Genomic DNA, 13,807 nt, shown 5'->3' with positions numbered 1-13,807 from the left:
ACTAATCAATATAACGTTATAATGTTTAATTACACTTTGTGTTTTGAAACGTGATCTCATTCAGGATTTTAATTCTTGGCATAAAAGACGGGAGGAAAACAAATTGTTTTCCTCCCGTCTTTTACTTTCATGAATCGTTAAATACTAACACTTTATATGTTTTTTATTCTTTTTTCTTTATATACAACACTACAATCAATCCAATCATTGCTATAAATAATAGAAATAGGTCTATATTGTTCATGGAAAATAAATTTTGATCAACTATCAATATGGAAGAGATCCTGATGATAAGTCCTAGACATATAGAAATAAGAACTATCATCAAAGTTTTTAGACTTGTCCCCTTCATTTCCCTATTATCTTGGCCCCCATATATTTATCACTTAAGTAGATTTTTCGGTATAAACGCCCACGGTGAAATCTCCTGGAAAAAGGGCATTCGGAATTTCCCCTTTAGAAATCCTCGCAGACTATTTTTTCTAATATGTCCCGTCTATCAATTGAAAGATTTTAATTCACCTTTTTCGATCCCTTCCAATGACTCTCTCTCAGACGGTATTTTTGTAGCTTGCCTGTTGCGGTCTTCGGAAGGGCTTCCACGAATTCAACGGATGTAGGTGCTTTAAAGTGAGCCATTCGCGAGCGGCAAAAGGTAATGATCTCGCTTTCCTTCACATAGGCGTCATCTTTGAGGACGATGATTGCCTTTGGCGTTTCACCCCATTTATCATGGGGAACGGCGATGACCGCAACCTCCAATACATCCGGATGCTTATATAATATCCCTTCTATTTCTGTTGAAGAAATATTTTCACCACCGGATATGATTAGATCCTTTGCCCTGTCCTGAATTTCAATATATCCGTCAGGATGGGTAACGGCCAGATCACCCGAGTAAAACCAGCCGTCCCTGATCGCTTCTGCCGTCTTTTCCGGATCTTTATAATATCCTTCCATCACGACATTGCCGCGTGTAATGATTTCCCCTAATTCCCTTCCATCCCATGCCACTTCCACACCGGCTTGATTGACAACCATCGTCTCCCCATTGAACACCAATTCAATGCCTTGCCTTGCCTTTATCATCGCTTGTTCATCCGCTGTTTTGGCTTCAAAATCATCCTTCCATTCGTTATATAGGATGAATGGGGATGTTTCTGTCAATCCATATACGTGGATCATATTCAAGCCAAGAATCTCCTCTGCCTTATGTATAAGGGCGGCTGATGGGGGAGCTCCCGCCGTTGCCATGCGCGGGCGCACTTTAATTTCGGTTTGCTTTGCCTTCGGGTCATTCACCAACATATTGACGACAGTCGGTGCTCCACATAATAAGGTAATATTATGTTTCGAGAATAATTGGAGGATTTGTGGCGGATCAACTTTCCTTAAGCATACATGCGTTCCCCCGGTGGCCGTAATCGCCCATACGCCTCCCCATCCGTTGGCATGAAACATCGGAAGGGTATGGAGATACACATCATCATGCTTCAATGTCAGGTGATAAATGAAATTGGCGGCATTCATGTAATTACCGCGGTGGGTCAACATGACCCCTTTTGGTTTTGAGGTCGTTCCACTCGTGTAATTTATCGTCATTAGCTGATTTTCATCAATATCTGCCACTGGCAGCCTATCTCGGTCATTCACATGCATTATGAAATCTTCATAATTTATTCCGGCCAAATCTGTTTCATGACCTTCCATAGGAACTATAATGATCGTCTCCATTGATAGGTTCGTAACGATTGGCTCGATTGGAGCCGCGTATTCTGCATCAATTATTAACATTTTTGCATCACTATGCTTGATGATATACTCCAAATCCTCGGCAGAAAGCCTGTAATTCAAGGGAACCATTACCGCACCCAATTGACAAATCCCATAAAAACATTCCAGCATATGATGGGTATTCGGCAGCATCACGGCAATATGATCGCCTTTTTCAATTCCTGAAGCGTGCAGCGCCAAGGAAAGCCGATCGATACGCTGCCCGAATTCCATGTAAGTAAACGCTTTCTCCCCGTCTATGACAGCCACTTTATGAGGATAATATTTTACGGCCCTGCGCTTCCAATCCATTGGGGTTAATGGTGTGATCATGATAACCAACTCCTTCATCCTTTATCTTCACTGACCGATCCGCCGCGTCATGAGCTATGTGAAATACATCCAATCTTTTCATTCATATTCTATTTCCGGTTGGCATATCCTCCTTAAATCGAGGAAGACTTCACGAAAATAAATTTAAATATTCAGACATCTCTTCATAAAGCAGCGCCTCCCTTTTCAGCACTGCTTTCTACAACCCTATGTCAAATGGCTTTTGTTTCTATTTTTAAAAAAACGAGACCTTTTTTGCACGATTAACACGGATCATCTATACAGGATGATACATGCTCGGTCAGCTTTCCGACGATTTGTTTTAGCAACTCCGTTTCCCCTTCATTCAAGACGCCATAAAAATCGTTAAAGATATTAGTGAAACAGCAATTAATGGAATGATAGGTTTCTTTACCGCCATCGGTGGCTTGGATGTACACGACTCGCCGGTCTTCCTCACTGTGACATCTTTCAATCAAATTCTTCCGTTCAAGCCTGTCAATTAGCGCCGTACCAGCTGCAGGCCTGATTTTCAAATGATTCGATATGTGTTTTACAGCCAAGGATTCATTTAAGACAATTAGCTGCAATGCGCGATATTGAACCGATGTTAAATCGTATTTCACCAATGATGGCTCGATCAATTCCTGGGAAAGTCTGCTTAACTCCTTAATTTCTATATGCAAATCATATAATTCATCTGGATTCATGTTTGACAATCCTTTCTTATTGACAACTATCTATCTTAAACTATAACATAATTAGCGTAGCGAAAAATTAACCATGCGAATTAAAATGGTTATTGAATTTAGAAAGAGAGAGAGAGGCTGTCCATGTCAGCAGAACAAAGAAAAAAGATCATAATCCTTATGATCAATATGTTTATAGCAATAGGAAGTTTCGGCATCATCATTCCTATTTTACCAGCGTACCTTGCTTCCATTAATCAAGGGGGTACAGCCGCTGGCCTTATGATTGCCATTTTCGCAGGGGCACAGCTTATCTTTTCACCCATTGCCGGAAAATGGACCGACCTATACGGCCGCAGAAAAATGATCATTTACGGACTGGTTGGATTGACACTCTCGATGTTCATTTTTTACGCCGTCAATTCAATTTTGTTATTATATGCATCCCGTATCATCGGTGGAATTGGAGCTGCCTTGCTTATCCCCGCAATTTTCGCTTATGTTGCGGATATCACCACATTTGATCAACGAGCCAAAGGCAATAGCTTAGTTTCGGCTGCCATGTCCCTAGGCATTGTCATCGGTCCAGGAATTGGAGGGTTTTTAGCGGACTTCGGCTTGAAGTTTCCCTTTTTGATTTCAGCTCTTGTATCACTTTCAGCCGTGGTATTTTCGATTTTCGTTTTAAAAGAAAGCGAAACGGCTCAAGCTTCGGTTGCCCCGGAGAGCAATGACTCAATGGTTCGTAAAATTGCCTTATCTGTAAAAATGCCCTACTTCATTCCTCTTATCATTACACTTGTAATGAGTTTTGGTTTGATGGCATACGAATCTGTAATTGGTCTTTATCTTGACAATCAATTCGATTCTAGTCCAAAGGATATCGCCGTGATGGTTACAGCGACCGGTATCGTCAGTGTAATCGTCCAGCTATTTGTCGTCGACCGGATTGTTCGCCGTTTCGGGGAAGTCAATGTGCTGAACATCTTTATTTGTGTAGCGGCCATCGGTTTTCTTCTATCCCTTTTCGCTTCAAGTTACCTGACTTTCTTTTTAATCTCACTTATCATCTTCCTATCCACATCCATCTTGCGTCCTGTTCTGAATACATTGATATCCAAAATGGCTGGAAATGAGCAGGGTTTTGCAATGGGAATGAATAATGCGTATATGAGTATTGGAAATGTCCTCGGACCCACTCTTGCCGGATTGATGTATGATATACACATAACCTACCCGTTCATGTTGGGACTTTTCCTTTTGGTCATTACATTATTGATCACCATGGCTTGGAACAAACGCTCTCATCATGCGAAGGCATTGTCGTAGATTTAAGGAATATATCCATGTTTAATACCCCGAATATGCATTCGGGGTATTTTTCGCACGTGAGGGCATAAGAAGTGGCCACATCTGATTGAAAGAAAACACGGACAGCTATCATCCACTTCTTTTGCCTTGGCTTGTCAAATTGAGGACGAAGCGTATCAGTTCATATATACGGCTTTCTTGCTTTTACTGCTTTCAAAAGCTGCATCGATGATTCGAATAACTGCGAGCCCCTCTTGAGCCGTGACGGGAGCTTTTTTTCCAATCAGGATACTGTCAGCAATTTCCTTGTAATAAGTTAAATAAGAGCCATGTATGGTTTGGATCGTTTCATGTTTCTCGCTTTCGCCTTCGATCGTAACCAGTTGGCCATAGTTTTCCGGAACATCGGCACCCCAGGAGCCATCCAGCGGTTTTTCCCCCTCGCTCAAGGCCTGCTCCTGCCCGTCAAGACCATATTTGATGAATGACCCTTTATTGCCATGTACCTGAAACCTAGGTCCATTAACGGGGACGATCGAGCCGGAATGCAGGATGACCCTCAGCTTTTCATACCCTAATATGACATGAAAATAATCATCGGTTTCTGCATTATCCTTTTGGGCAAATACGTCTGCCGAAACGAATTGTGGCAGCCCGAACAAATGCAGGGCTTGATCTATGAGATGTGAGCCTAAATCATAAAGCGTTCCTGATCCTGGGCCTGGCTTCTCCCTCCATCTATCCCTGACAGCCGGCCGGAAACGATCATAATGAACCTGGTAGGTATTGATGTCACCAAGCACACCGTCATCCAACAATTTTTTGACCGTCAAAAAATCATTATCCCATCTCCGGTTATGGTAGACACTCAACAGCAGGCGCTCTTCCTCGGCTATTTTGATGAGGTCCGCTGCCTCCCAAGTCTTCACCACCATCGGTTTTTCCAAGATGACATGCTTTCCGGCCAATAAACATTGTTTGGCCATTTCATAATGCAATCCGCTCGGTGTCGTGATAACCGCCATATCGATCGATCCATCTTCAAGAATGTCCTCCAAGCTGTCGACCACTTCCACGTCCTTCAAGTCTTGTCGGACCTTTTCCTTTTGTGAACTGACCACTTTCGCTATATGGAATTGCTCCAAAACACTTAGTAACGGTGCATGAAATGTTGCACCTGACAATCCGTACCCAACAATCCCCACTTTAATTTTTCCCATTTCATACCCACTCACTTTCTTTGTCCTGAAAAAAAGAGTTAAAACAGACCCGGATTTAATTCATTCCCTCATCCGAATATGTTTCTCTTAAAAATTTTACAGACTGATTGATGAAGTCTTTCAATACATCAATTTCGATATCTGCTACTTTATTGATATACACACACCCTTTGCCTGCGGTGTGCTTTCCAAACGACCGCAACAGTTCTTCCCTTTGCTTGTCATTCACAGAAAAATATAAACTGATTTTTGCTTTTCGAGGTGAAAAGCCGACAAGGGGGGCATCCCCTTCGTGACCGGATTCATATTTATAATGATAGCTGCCGAACCCTATGATGCTCGGTCCCCACATCTTTGCTTCAAATCCTGTCGTTTCCGTGAAAACTTCCAATAATTCGTATGCATCTTGACGTTTTTTCGGATTATCGACATTTTCGATGAACTCAATGACATTGCTATCCGTTTCTTTTGTTTTTGGTTGATACATGATCGGTACCTCCTTTATACAAATATCTTAATCAGAAGCTATACTGTAACAGATCATGTTTTGACAGTTGATTTTATGTATGCTGTTAATACTAAGACAGAATGCTAAATAGCAAGAGAACGAAAACGGTTCCATCCATCAAGATATTAAAATGACGGATTCCTTCCATTACTTATTCTCCTCCCATTCATGTGATTCCTTTTTTTCATACCCTTACAATATTATAGAACATTATTTCATTTTATTCTAATTTCTGTGCAGGCCAATCCAGCTTTCCTCATGATTAGAACAGCCATACCACATTATATTTCCGCTTAAAATGCTCTACGATCGAATGCATGCATATCCCCCATTTCGATCGTAGAAAAGCATCCACTTGAAGATGCGACTTTCATCAAGTAATCCCGATGGCTATCGCCTTCGGATTTTGTCTATTTCTTCAGCTATGAATTGAACCTGTGTCCCCGCAATAACTTGTATGCTTTGTGGACCGACGACATTGATTCCTGCAATCCCTGCCGATTTGATCTTGCTTTGATCGACCGCTTCCATATCCTCCACTTCCACTCTTAAACGAGTCACACAGTATTCGACAGATATTACATTAGCATCCCCTCCGAGCCCTTCGTAAATTGCTGAAGCCATCTTGAGGAATTTACTTTCCTTATCTGTGCCATCCATCGGACTGTCTCCCGTTTGCGCCCCTTCTTCCCTGCCTTCAAGCTCATCTTGGTCATCCTCTCTGCCAGGCGTCATTAAATTGAACTTGACTATCAAGAAACGAAATAAGAAATAGTAGAAGACAGCAAAAGCCAGTCCTTGAAGGAGCAGCATATAAGGTTCATTTGCCAATGGCAATCTCGAGCTTAAAATAAAGTCAATGAATCCTGCACTGAATCCAAATCCTGCTGTCCAGTGGAACGTTGCGGCGATCATTAATGAAATCCCTGTCAATAAGGCATGCACCACAAAAAGGGCAGGTGCAACAAACATGAAGGCAAATTCCAACGGTTCCGTAACTCCTGTAAAAAACGATGCAAATCCGGCGGCAAGCATTAATGAAGCCACTTGTTTCTTTTTAGTGGATTTTGCAGAATGGTACATCGCAAGTGCCGCTGCGGGCAAACCGAACATCATGACGGGGAAGAAGCCGGCTTGGTACATGCCTGTTTTCCCCTTAATCCCTGTCCCAGCCCAGAAATTGCCGATATCATTAAGTCCGATTACATCAAACCAAAATACGGAGTTTAACGCATGATGCAGCCCGGTTGGAATCAACAGGCGATTGAAAAAACCATAAAGTCCTGCACCAGCAGCGCCCAATTCACTTATACCTTCACCGAAAGCAACTAACCAGGAGTAGATAAGCGGCCATACAAAAAATAAAATAAGCGAAACGAACAGCATCACAACCGCCGTGACGATTGGCACCAGCCTTTTTCCACTGAAGAAAGCGAATGCATCTGGAAGCTCGACCTTACTAAAACGATTGAACATATGAGCAGCCACAAGCCCTGAAAGAATACCTACAAATTGATTTTTTATGTTCTCAAAAGCGGGGTTCACTTCATTTGCATCGATTCCCTGCAGCATCGCTACCGATTCCGGCGAGAGCAGGGTCGTTACGACCAGATAAGCTACAAGTCCACTTAAAGCGGCTGAACCATCTTTGCCCTTTGACATTCCCAAGGCTACTCCAACAGCGAACAAAATGGACATATTAGATATGATCGAAGAACCGGCCTTGATCAGAAAAGCCGCTAACGGACTACCCGCCCCCCATCCTGCCGGGTCAATCCAATAGCCTATTCCCATCAAAATCGCTGCAGCTGGCAAGACGGCTACCGGCAGCATCAAGGACCGGCCAATTTTTTGAAGGTATCGTTTCATCCCCTCTCCTCCTGACAATTATGAATTTAGGGTTATCCCCATATTCTATTAGACAACCGTTCCTTCCATTTTAGAACTTGATTTATTAATTAAAGATTATTATATGTCCAGCTCCAGGCAAATCCACCAGCCAGTCATACTTGAAACATGTGGTTGAAAAAGTTCGAGGCTCCAGCTCCAGAGTCCACTGAATAAGCGGGCGCTTGCAATGGAAAGAAACGATAAATCACAACCCTCCAGAAACTTTCGGCCATCGGGATTGCACCTTCTTTCTAATCCTGAGCCGAATTAAAAAACTGCAGACACACTCCTAAACACTAAAGAGTTTGCCTGCAGATTGAGGTAAGTCTATACGGTTTTCTTTTATTTATAAAGCAAGTAATGTTTACGAACCTTTTTAAATGAAGCTAGATCACTCTCGTATTCCCTCATAATTTCATTTACGGATGAACCATCCTCAATTTTTTCCTTTACCCACCCATTGCCGATCAATAGATTGAAATTGTTTGCTTGCAGAAACTCAAAATCATCCGGATATAGATCATGAATGGTTTTGATGATATGAAGCCCAATTGGCACTGCCGTGAATTTCCTGTGATCCGTTACATAAATTTCGACCCCGTGACTAAGCTGTCCAGCATACTTGGAAAACATGGGTGTAAAAGAGGCTGCCCTGAATTGAACGCCAGGTAAGCGCAAAGCATTCAGTTTCCCGGCAAGTACATCTCCGTTTATATAAGGGGCACCAATCAATTCGAATGGTTTGGTCGTTCCTCTGCCTTCGGAGACATTCGTTCCCTCGATCAATCCTGTAGCTGGATATGCGAATGTAGTCGAAACCGCTGGCATGTTTGGTGATGGCAGGACAAATGGAAGCCCTGTTGCATCATAATCCATGTCCCGCTTCCAGCCTTTCATCTTGATGACCTTGAGATTGGCTCCAATTTTGAACTCCTTATTGAATAAAGTCGCAAGTTCACCGACTGTCATACCATGTTTGAGCGGAATGGGATACAAACCAACGAACGATGAAAATTCCTGCTCAAGCACGGGTCCATCCACAGCCTCGCCGCCTTGTGGGTTCGGTCGATCCAGCACGATAAAGGGGATACCGTTTTCTTTCGCCGCTTCCATCGCATACGCCATCGTATAAATATAAGTGTAATAGCGCGTTCCTACATCCTGGATATCAAAGACAAGAACCTCCACATTTTTTAACATTTCTGGAGTTGGTTTTTTCGTTTTTCCATATAAGCTATATACGGGCAATCCTGTTTTTCCATCAATATAAAAGTCCACACTTGCACCTGCTTGCGCATCTCCGCGCACTCCATGCTCGGGACCGAACAAGGCAGTCAATTGTATCTCGGGATCGTCATGAAGCAAATCGACGACACTGGTTAATTCGGAATCAATTCCCGTTGGATTTGTTATCAATCCAACCTTTTTCCCTTTTAATACCTTCTTTTCTTCCTTTAAAAGAACCTCAATCCCAGTACTGACTCTTTGTTTTTTCTTCTCTTTTACCGCCGTGACACTATTTGAGGAAGAAAGGCAAAATGCCGCCAAAAATACGGCTAATATGATCATCATTTTTTTCAATTCATTCACCCTTTATTTTTATTGGTTTGCCAGATTTCATATCTAAACCATAACCAAATTCATAAAGCTTTTCAGAAGGAGCTATTACCGATGGTATATCGACCGGCAAGGTACCTTGAGGGTTCGATTCCCCAAAAATCGCCGAAATGCCTGCAGGGATATTAGGCTGTCTATATCTTCCGTTCGAGTACCCTTTATAACCGTAAACGGCCAGAACCGCTTTTGCTTCTTCAAAGTTTGCGACATCATAAGGGTTTCTTAAACTCACAACAACCATTTCCTTATCTTTTTTGTTTGCATGATTCATCACGGCTCTAGGAAACGCTGTTGCCCACTTTTTTGTATCTTGAATGCTGTCATCGATTTGTCCATCCTTGACAACCGGATCGTTTTTGACAATATAGGAACCGATTATGACATAATCTGCTTCATTAATGAGTCGGACCGCTTCATCTGAAAATGTCTTTTCCGAATAGCTCATGCTTGTCACTTGAACCCTTTTCATTTTCTTTTTATCAGCCAATTCGCGGATGCTTCTTGACATCGATTCAACTTGATCATCAAAGGGGGCAAGAACTAAAACATTATCATTGCTCCTTGGTTTGAAAGGGAGTGTTCTTTCTTCATTTTTCAATAAAGTGATCGCATCTTCCGCGATTTTCCTTTCCTTTTTCAAATGGCCCATACTACCGACCACCTGAAGTGCCCTTTTGATCTTTTTTTCGAGCGGGGGATCGGCAGGTATTTTATTCAAAGGCAAGATTCCCCTTTTCACCTTCAACTCAAGTATTCGCGCTACTGATTCATTCACTTGTTTTAAAGGGATTTCCCCGCTTGCGACTGCTGACTTCACCGCATTGAAAACGGAGGTTAAATTATTCTCCATGTCGAGCGAATTCACCTGTGCGGGCATCAAAGCAATGTCGACCCCCGACTTAATGGCAAGCACGACGGCCTCTTCTTGGCCAAAGTTATCTGCAATGGCCTTCATGTTCAAGGCGTCCGTCACCACTACGCCGTCATAGCCCATCTCTTCACGAAGAAGACCTGTAATGACCTTATGGGAAAGTGTTGCTGGAACCATGATTTTTTGTCCATCTTTTTTACTGATATACAGCGTATCATCAAATGCAGGAAATTGAACATGAGCAGTCATCATCATATCCACGCCAGCATCGATGGCCTTTTGAAAAGGGACCATCTCGATGTTACGTAGCCTTTCTTTATCATGAGCAACAAGGGGGAGGCCATAATGACTATCCACAGCGGTATCCCCATGACCAGGGAAATGTTTAGTCGTTGCTATCATGTTCTGCCTTTGCAATCCTTTTATTGTCTGTATGCCAAGCTTCGATACGAGTGACGGATCCGAACTGAAGGAACGAACGCCAATGACCGGGTTATTTGGATTATTATTAACATCGACCGAAGGGCCAAAATTCACGTTTATGCCAAGTGACGACAGTTCCGATCCGATGATGGCTCCGGTCTGATATGCATGGATTTCCTTCCTTGCTGCACCAATGGCCATATTCCCGGGAAGATTGGTACCCGTTTGAAGCCTTGTTACAATTCCGCCCTCTTGGTCGATCGTAATGAACAATGGAAGGCCCGGGCTTGCCTTCTGCAAACCATCCGTGAGCCGGACCGTTTGTTCCGTATCGACTACATTTTCGGCAAACAAAATCACACCGCCTAGATGATATTTTTTAATGATGCTTGCAACCTCGGCGTTCATTTCTATAAACCCTGTAGCTTTCCCTTCCCCTTGTTTCTGCCAATTGCGGAAATCCGGCATAAGCATTTGACCGACTTTTTCATCGAGCGTCATTTTTGCGATAATTCGCTCGATATTCGCTTGCTGCTTGCCTTTCACAGATTCCATAGCAGCTCCGTTCCCTCCAAGAAGGGATATAATCAAGAGAAGGGCCAATGCGGCAGTGACCGATTTACGAATGTTCATCAAGGCTTCCCCCTTTATTTATTCTGGTCTTACAAACACCCTAAAAAGAAAGTAGGCAGCCTCCGGAATCCCCTCAGCCGCCTATCCTTAACTTGCCCACAAAACAAAACTTTCAAGGTTCATTGTTCTCTGGAACTATATTCGTCCTTCGTTTACCAATACTAAGGAATGACAAGGTTTTAGAAAGGCCAGCAAGGGGAGGTCCTCTTCCACGACTCTCCCTATTACATTGACCCGGTGATTCGCTTCCAAGTCCCTTTTGCAAATTTGGATTTCTCCCCGATATCTTCCGTATTCATCATTATCCATCGTAATGGCTCCTAGAGTGCGTCGTATTGTATTTTCCGGCTCGACAGCTCCAGTCACGCGGGTATTTTGCAGCCTGAATACATCTCTAGATACTTCAGGCCTCAATTTGTAGCGACCACTTGGCAATCGTGCCGATTCCATCCTTACAGACAAAATATTCAGACTTTCATAGTTAGATAGATCCTGAAGCAAATTCCCCTCCGTTCCTTGATCGCCAACAAACACGGCATCTACATGGGAGAGCAGGTCAACAGCGGCAGCGTAAGGATTCATGAACCTGTGTTTTTCAAGTGTCGGGAGTCCAGCATGCAATGGGCCCCGCTTACTTCCTGAACCAGGGATGAATGCATAGATCGGTATCCCATGTTTTTTGAACATTCGATTTTGTTCATGAAAGAAGACTTCCTCAAGGCCCGTTTCAGGTCTGGGATAGAAGTTATGCCATGCAATAAGACTTTGCGGTTCCATCCCGCCTTCAAGTACAGCCAGCAGCTCCTCTTCATTCAGCGTGCTTGCATTCAATGAAAGGGAAAACACCTTGGATAGAGCGGTTATCGTGGTCATGTCAAATCCATCATCAAGGCGAATTCCTTTCACACCCAATGGCGCTAAATCCGCAAATTCAGCAATACCCAAATGATCAAGCGTCTTTAAAGAAACATCTGCATGAACTTCCACTCCATATGTCTGTGCAAACTTTAACAGCTCGCTCATCCTCACGGCAAGTTCACCCTTCTCTTCTGGAATATGAAGCGAGGTAAACGCTCGCCTCACACCTGAATTGGCAGCATGGATGATTTGATTTTCCGCACCCGGATCCTGCAGGTAAAAGGAGAATCCGATCACTTGAATTCAACTGCCATTTCATCTTTGAATCCGAATAAATAGGTGAAAATGAACCCAGCTGCGTAGGATAGGAACAACCCAGCCAAGAACAGAAGAATTTGGTTAGCATGCACTAAAAACGTAAGCGGCAGTCCCGATACACCTATCGCAGACGTCGCAATCCCGAAATGCGCTTGAAAGGCCCCGCCCACCCCTGCTCCTAAACAGGCGGTCAAGAATGGCCTCCCAAGTGGTAGTGTCACCCCGAATATGAGAGGCTCGCCGATACCTAGTAGCCCTGAAGGAAGTCCTCCGCCGATTGCTCTTTTAAGGCTGGCTTTCTTCGTTTTCATGTAGATGGCAAATGCCGCCCCCACTTGACCTGCACCTCCCATGGCTAAAATAGGGAGAAGCGGATCATCTCCAATCGAATTGATCAATTCAAGATGAACAGGTGTCAACCCTTGATGTAAACCTGTTATGACAAGTGGGAGAAAAGCAGCTCCAAGCACGAACCCGGACACGACACCGCCAAAATCCAGGAGATTCAGCAATCCGGAGGTAATGGCATCCGATAAAAATCCTCCGACAGGCATAAAAACGACGTACGTGACAATACCAGTGATTAACAAGGCAATGGTTGGCGTCAATATGATATCGAGTGACTGAGGAATGAATTTCCTGACCTGTTTTTCTACAAGTGCTATGAAAATGGCGGCAAACAGGACGCCGATTAGCCCCCCACGTCCTGGTAGTAGGTTTTCACCAAATAATGAAATGTCGCCGACGGCCGGATTGATGACCAAAATTCCGGCTACTGCACCAAGTGCAGGGGACCCTCCGTATTCTTTTGCCGCATTCGTCCCCACCAAAATTCCCAAGTAAGCAAACAAACCTGATCCGATGACGGTCAATGTGATCGCCAATTGGGATTCTGGCGAAAGCCAGCCCGCTTGAACGATCGCTTTCGTAATTCCAGTAATCAAGCCTGAAGCGACCAATGCAGGAATTAGAGGGATGAAGATGCTTGCAATCCTGCGTAAAAATAGCTTAAATGGTTTGGCATTTTTCCTATTAATCTCTGATTTATTTTTCGAGGCCATTTCTTTCAAATCCACATCCCCAGCAGACACGAGGAGCTTTTCAAACTCCGCATGAACCTTGTTCACCACACCGGGCCCGAGCACGATTTGGATTGTCTCCTCTTCGATGACGCCAAGAACGCCTTCCGTATCCTTGATTTGAACCATGTTCACTTTGGAACGATCGATTGGCAGCACCCGTAATCTGGTCATGCAATGTTCAGCTGCGGCAACATTCGCCCGTCCGCCCAATTTCTCCAATAATTCTTCTGCTAAACTGGCGTACTTATTTTCCTTGGTCATACTAAAGCTCCCCCTTTGTA

At 43.6% G+C, this 13,807-nt stretch carries 10 protein-coding genes; 1 reads left to right on the top strand and 9 read right to left on the bottom strand.

The window, feature by feature from the left end; translation table 11 throughout:
* Window positions 1-513: 513 nt before the first annotated feature.
* Both ABE28_RS10865 and ABE28_RS10860 read right to left on the bottom strand, forming a co-directional pair.
* A complete protein-coding gene (locus ABE28_RS10865; protein ID WP_064465190.1) occupies window positions 514-2,106 on the bottom strand; it encodes a long-chain-fatty-acid--CoA ligase in 1,593 nt (530 codons plus the stop codon).
* 263 nt (window positions 2,107-2,369) lie between these two features.
* Window positions 2,370-2,816 carry a MarR family winged helix-turn-helix transcriptional regulator gene (locus ABE28_RS10860; protein ID WP_064465191.1) on the bottom strand — a complete coding sequence of 149 codons (447 nt, stop codon included), beginning with the start codon at window positions 2,814-2,816 and terminating at the stop codon, window positions 2,370-2,372.
* A 123-nt stretch (window positions 2,817-2,939) separates the two neighbouring features.
* Between ABE28_RS10860 and ABE28_RS10855 the strand changes: the two genes are divergently transcribed.
* A complete protein-coding gene (locus ABE28_RS10855) occupies window positions 2,940-4,124 on the top strand; it encodes an MFS transporter (RefSeq protein ID WP_064465192.1) in 1,185 nt (394 codons plus the stop codon).
* A gap of 158 nt (window positions 4,125-4,282) precedes the next feature.
* On the opposite strand, the gene ABE28_RS10850 is transcribed toward ABE28_RS10855, so the two are convergent.
* The 7 genes from ABE28_RS10850 to ABE28_RS10820 all read right to left on the bottom strand — a co-directional run bounded on the left by ABE28_RS10850 (window position 4,283) and on the right by ABE28_RS10820 (window position 13,787).
* Window positions 4,283-5,326 (bottom strand): oxidoreductase, encoded by a 1,044-nt coding sequence (locus tag ABE28_RS10850; protein ID WP_064465193.1) that lies wholly within the window; start codon window positions 5,324-5,326, stop codon window positions 4,283-4,285.
* A gap of 55 nt (window positions 5,327-5,381) precedes the next feature.
* Window positions 5,382-5,813 carry a DUF1801 domain-containing protein gene (locus ABE28_RS10845; RefSeq protein ID WP_064465194.1) on the bottom strand — a complete coding sequence of 144 codons (432 nt, stop codon included), beginning with the start codon at window positions 5,811-5,813 and terminating at the stop codon, window positions 5,382-5,384.
* 411 nt (window positions 5,814-6,224) lie between these two features.
* Complete coding sequence (gene nagE / locus ABE28_RS10840) at window positions 6,225-7,703, bottom strand: N-acetylglucosamine-specific PTS transporter subunit IIBC (RefSeq protein WP_064465195.1); 1,479 nt, start codon at window positions 7,701-7,703, stop codon at window positions 6,225-6,227.
* Window positions 7,704-8,066: 363 nt separating this feature from the next.
* A complete protein-coding gene (locus ABE28_RS10835; RefSeq protein WP_064465337.1) occupies window positions 8,067-9,293 on the bottom strand; it encodes an exo-beta-N-acetylmuramidase NamZ family protein in 1,227 nt (408 codons plus the stop codon).
* 13 nt (window positions 9,294-9,306) lie between these two features.
* Complete coding sequence (locus ABE28_RS10830) at window positions 9,307-11,268, bottom strand: glycoside hydrolase family 3 protein (RefSeq protein ID WP_083232035.1); 1,962 nt, start codon at window positions 11,266-11,268, stop codon at window positions 9,307-9,309.
* Between the two features lie 135 nt (window positions 11,269-11,403).
* The gene (locus ABE28_RS10825) at window positions 11,404-12,423 is read right to left on the bottom strand and encodes a MupG family TIM beta-alpha barrel fold protein (RefSeq protein ID WP_064465196.1); all 1,020 of its coding nucleotides are present in this window, start codon (window positions 12,421-12,423) and stop codon (window positions 11,404-11,406) included.
* Window positions 12,420-13,787 (bottom strand): PTS transporter subunit EIIC, encoded by a 1,368-nt coding sequence (locus ABE28_RS10820; protein ID WP_064465197.1) that lies wholly within the window; start codon window positions 13,785-13,787, stop codon window positions 12,420-12,422. The genes ABE28_RS10825 and ABE28_RS10820 overlap by 4 nt, the downstream gene beginning before the upstream one ends.
* Window positions 13,788-13,807 lie beyond the last annotated feature (20 nt).

The sequence above is a fragment of the Peribacillus muralis genome (genome assembly GCF_001645685.2).
Taxonomy (GTDB): domain Bacteria; phylum Bacillota; class Bacilli; order Bacillales; family DSM-1321; genus Peribacillus; species Peribacillus muralis_A.
This window is presented reverse-complemented; position numbering and strand designations above follow the sequence as displayed.

Excerpts from the sequence above, each read along its gene's own strand:
- ABE28_RS10865 (WP_064465190.1), bottom strand. The coding sequence starts at position 2,106 with ATGATCACACCATTAACCCCAATGGATTGGAAGCGCAGGGCCGTAAAA.
- ABE28_RS10860 (WP_064465191.1), bottom strand. The coding sequence starts at position 2,816 with ATGAATCCAGATGAATTATATGATTTGCATATAGAAATTAAGGAGTTA.
- ABE28_RS10855 (WP_064465192.1), top strand. The coding sequence starts at position 2,940 with ATGTCAGCAGAACAAAGAAAAAAGATCATAATCCTTATGATCAATATG.
- ABE28_RS10850 (WP_064465193.1), bottom strand. The coding sequence starts at position 5,326 with ATGGGAAAAATTAAAGTGGGGATTGTTGGGTACGGATTGTCAGGTGCA.
- ABE28_RS10845 (WP_064465194.1), bottom strand. The coding sequence starts at position 5,813 with ATGTATCAACCAAAAACAAAAGAAACGGATAGCAATGTCATTGAGTTC.
- nagE (WP_064465195.1), bottom strand. The coding sequence starts at position 7,703 with ATGAAACGATACCTTCAAAAAATTGGCCGGTCCTTGATGCTGCCGGTA.
- ABE28_RS10835 (WP_064465337.1), bottom strand. The coding sequence starts at position 9,293 with ATGATCATATTAGCCGTATTTTTGGCGGCATTTTGCCTTTCTTCCTCA.
- ABE28_RS10830 (WP_083232035.1), bottom strand. The coding sequence starts at position 11,268 with ATGAACATTCGTAAATCGGTCACTGCCGCATTGGCCCTTCTCTTGATT.
- ABE28_RS10820 (WP_064465197.1), bottom strand. The coding sequence starts at position 13,787 with ATGACCAAGGAAAATAAGTACGCCAGTTTAGCAGAAGAATTATTGGAG.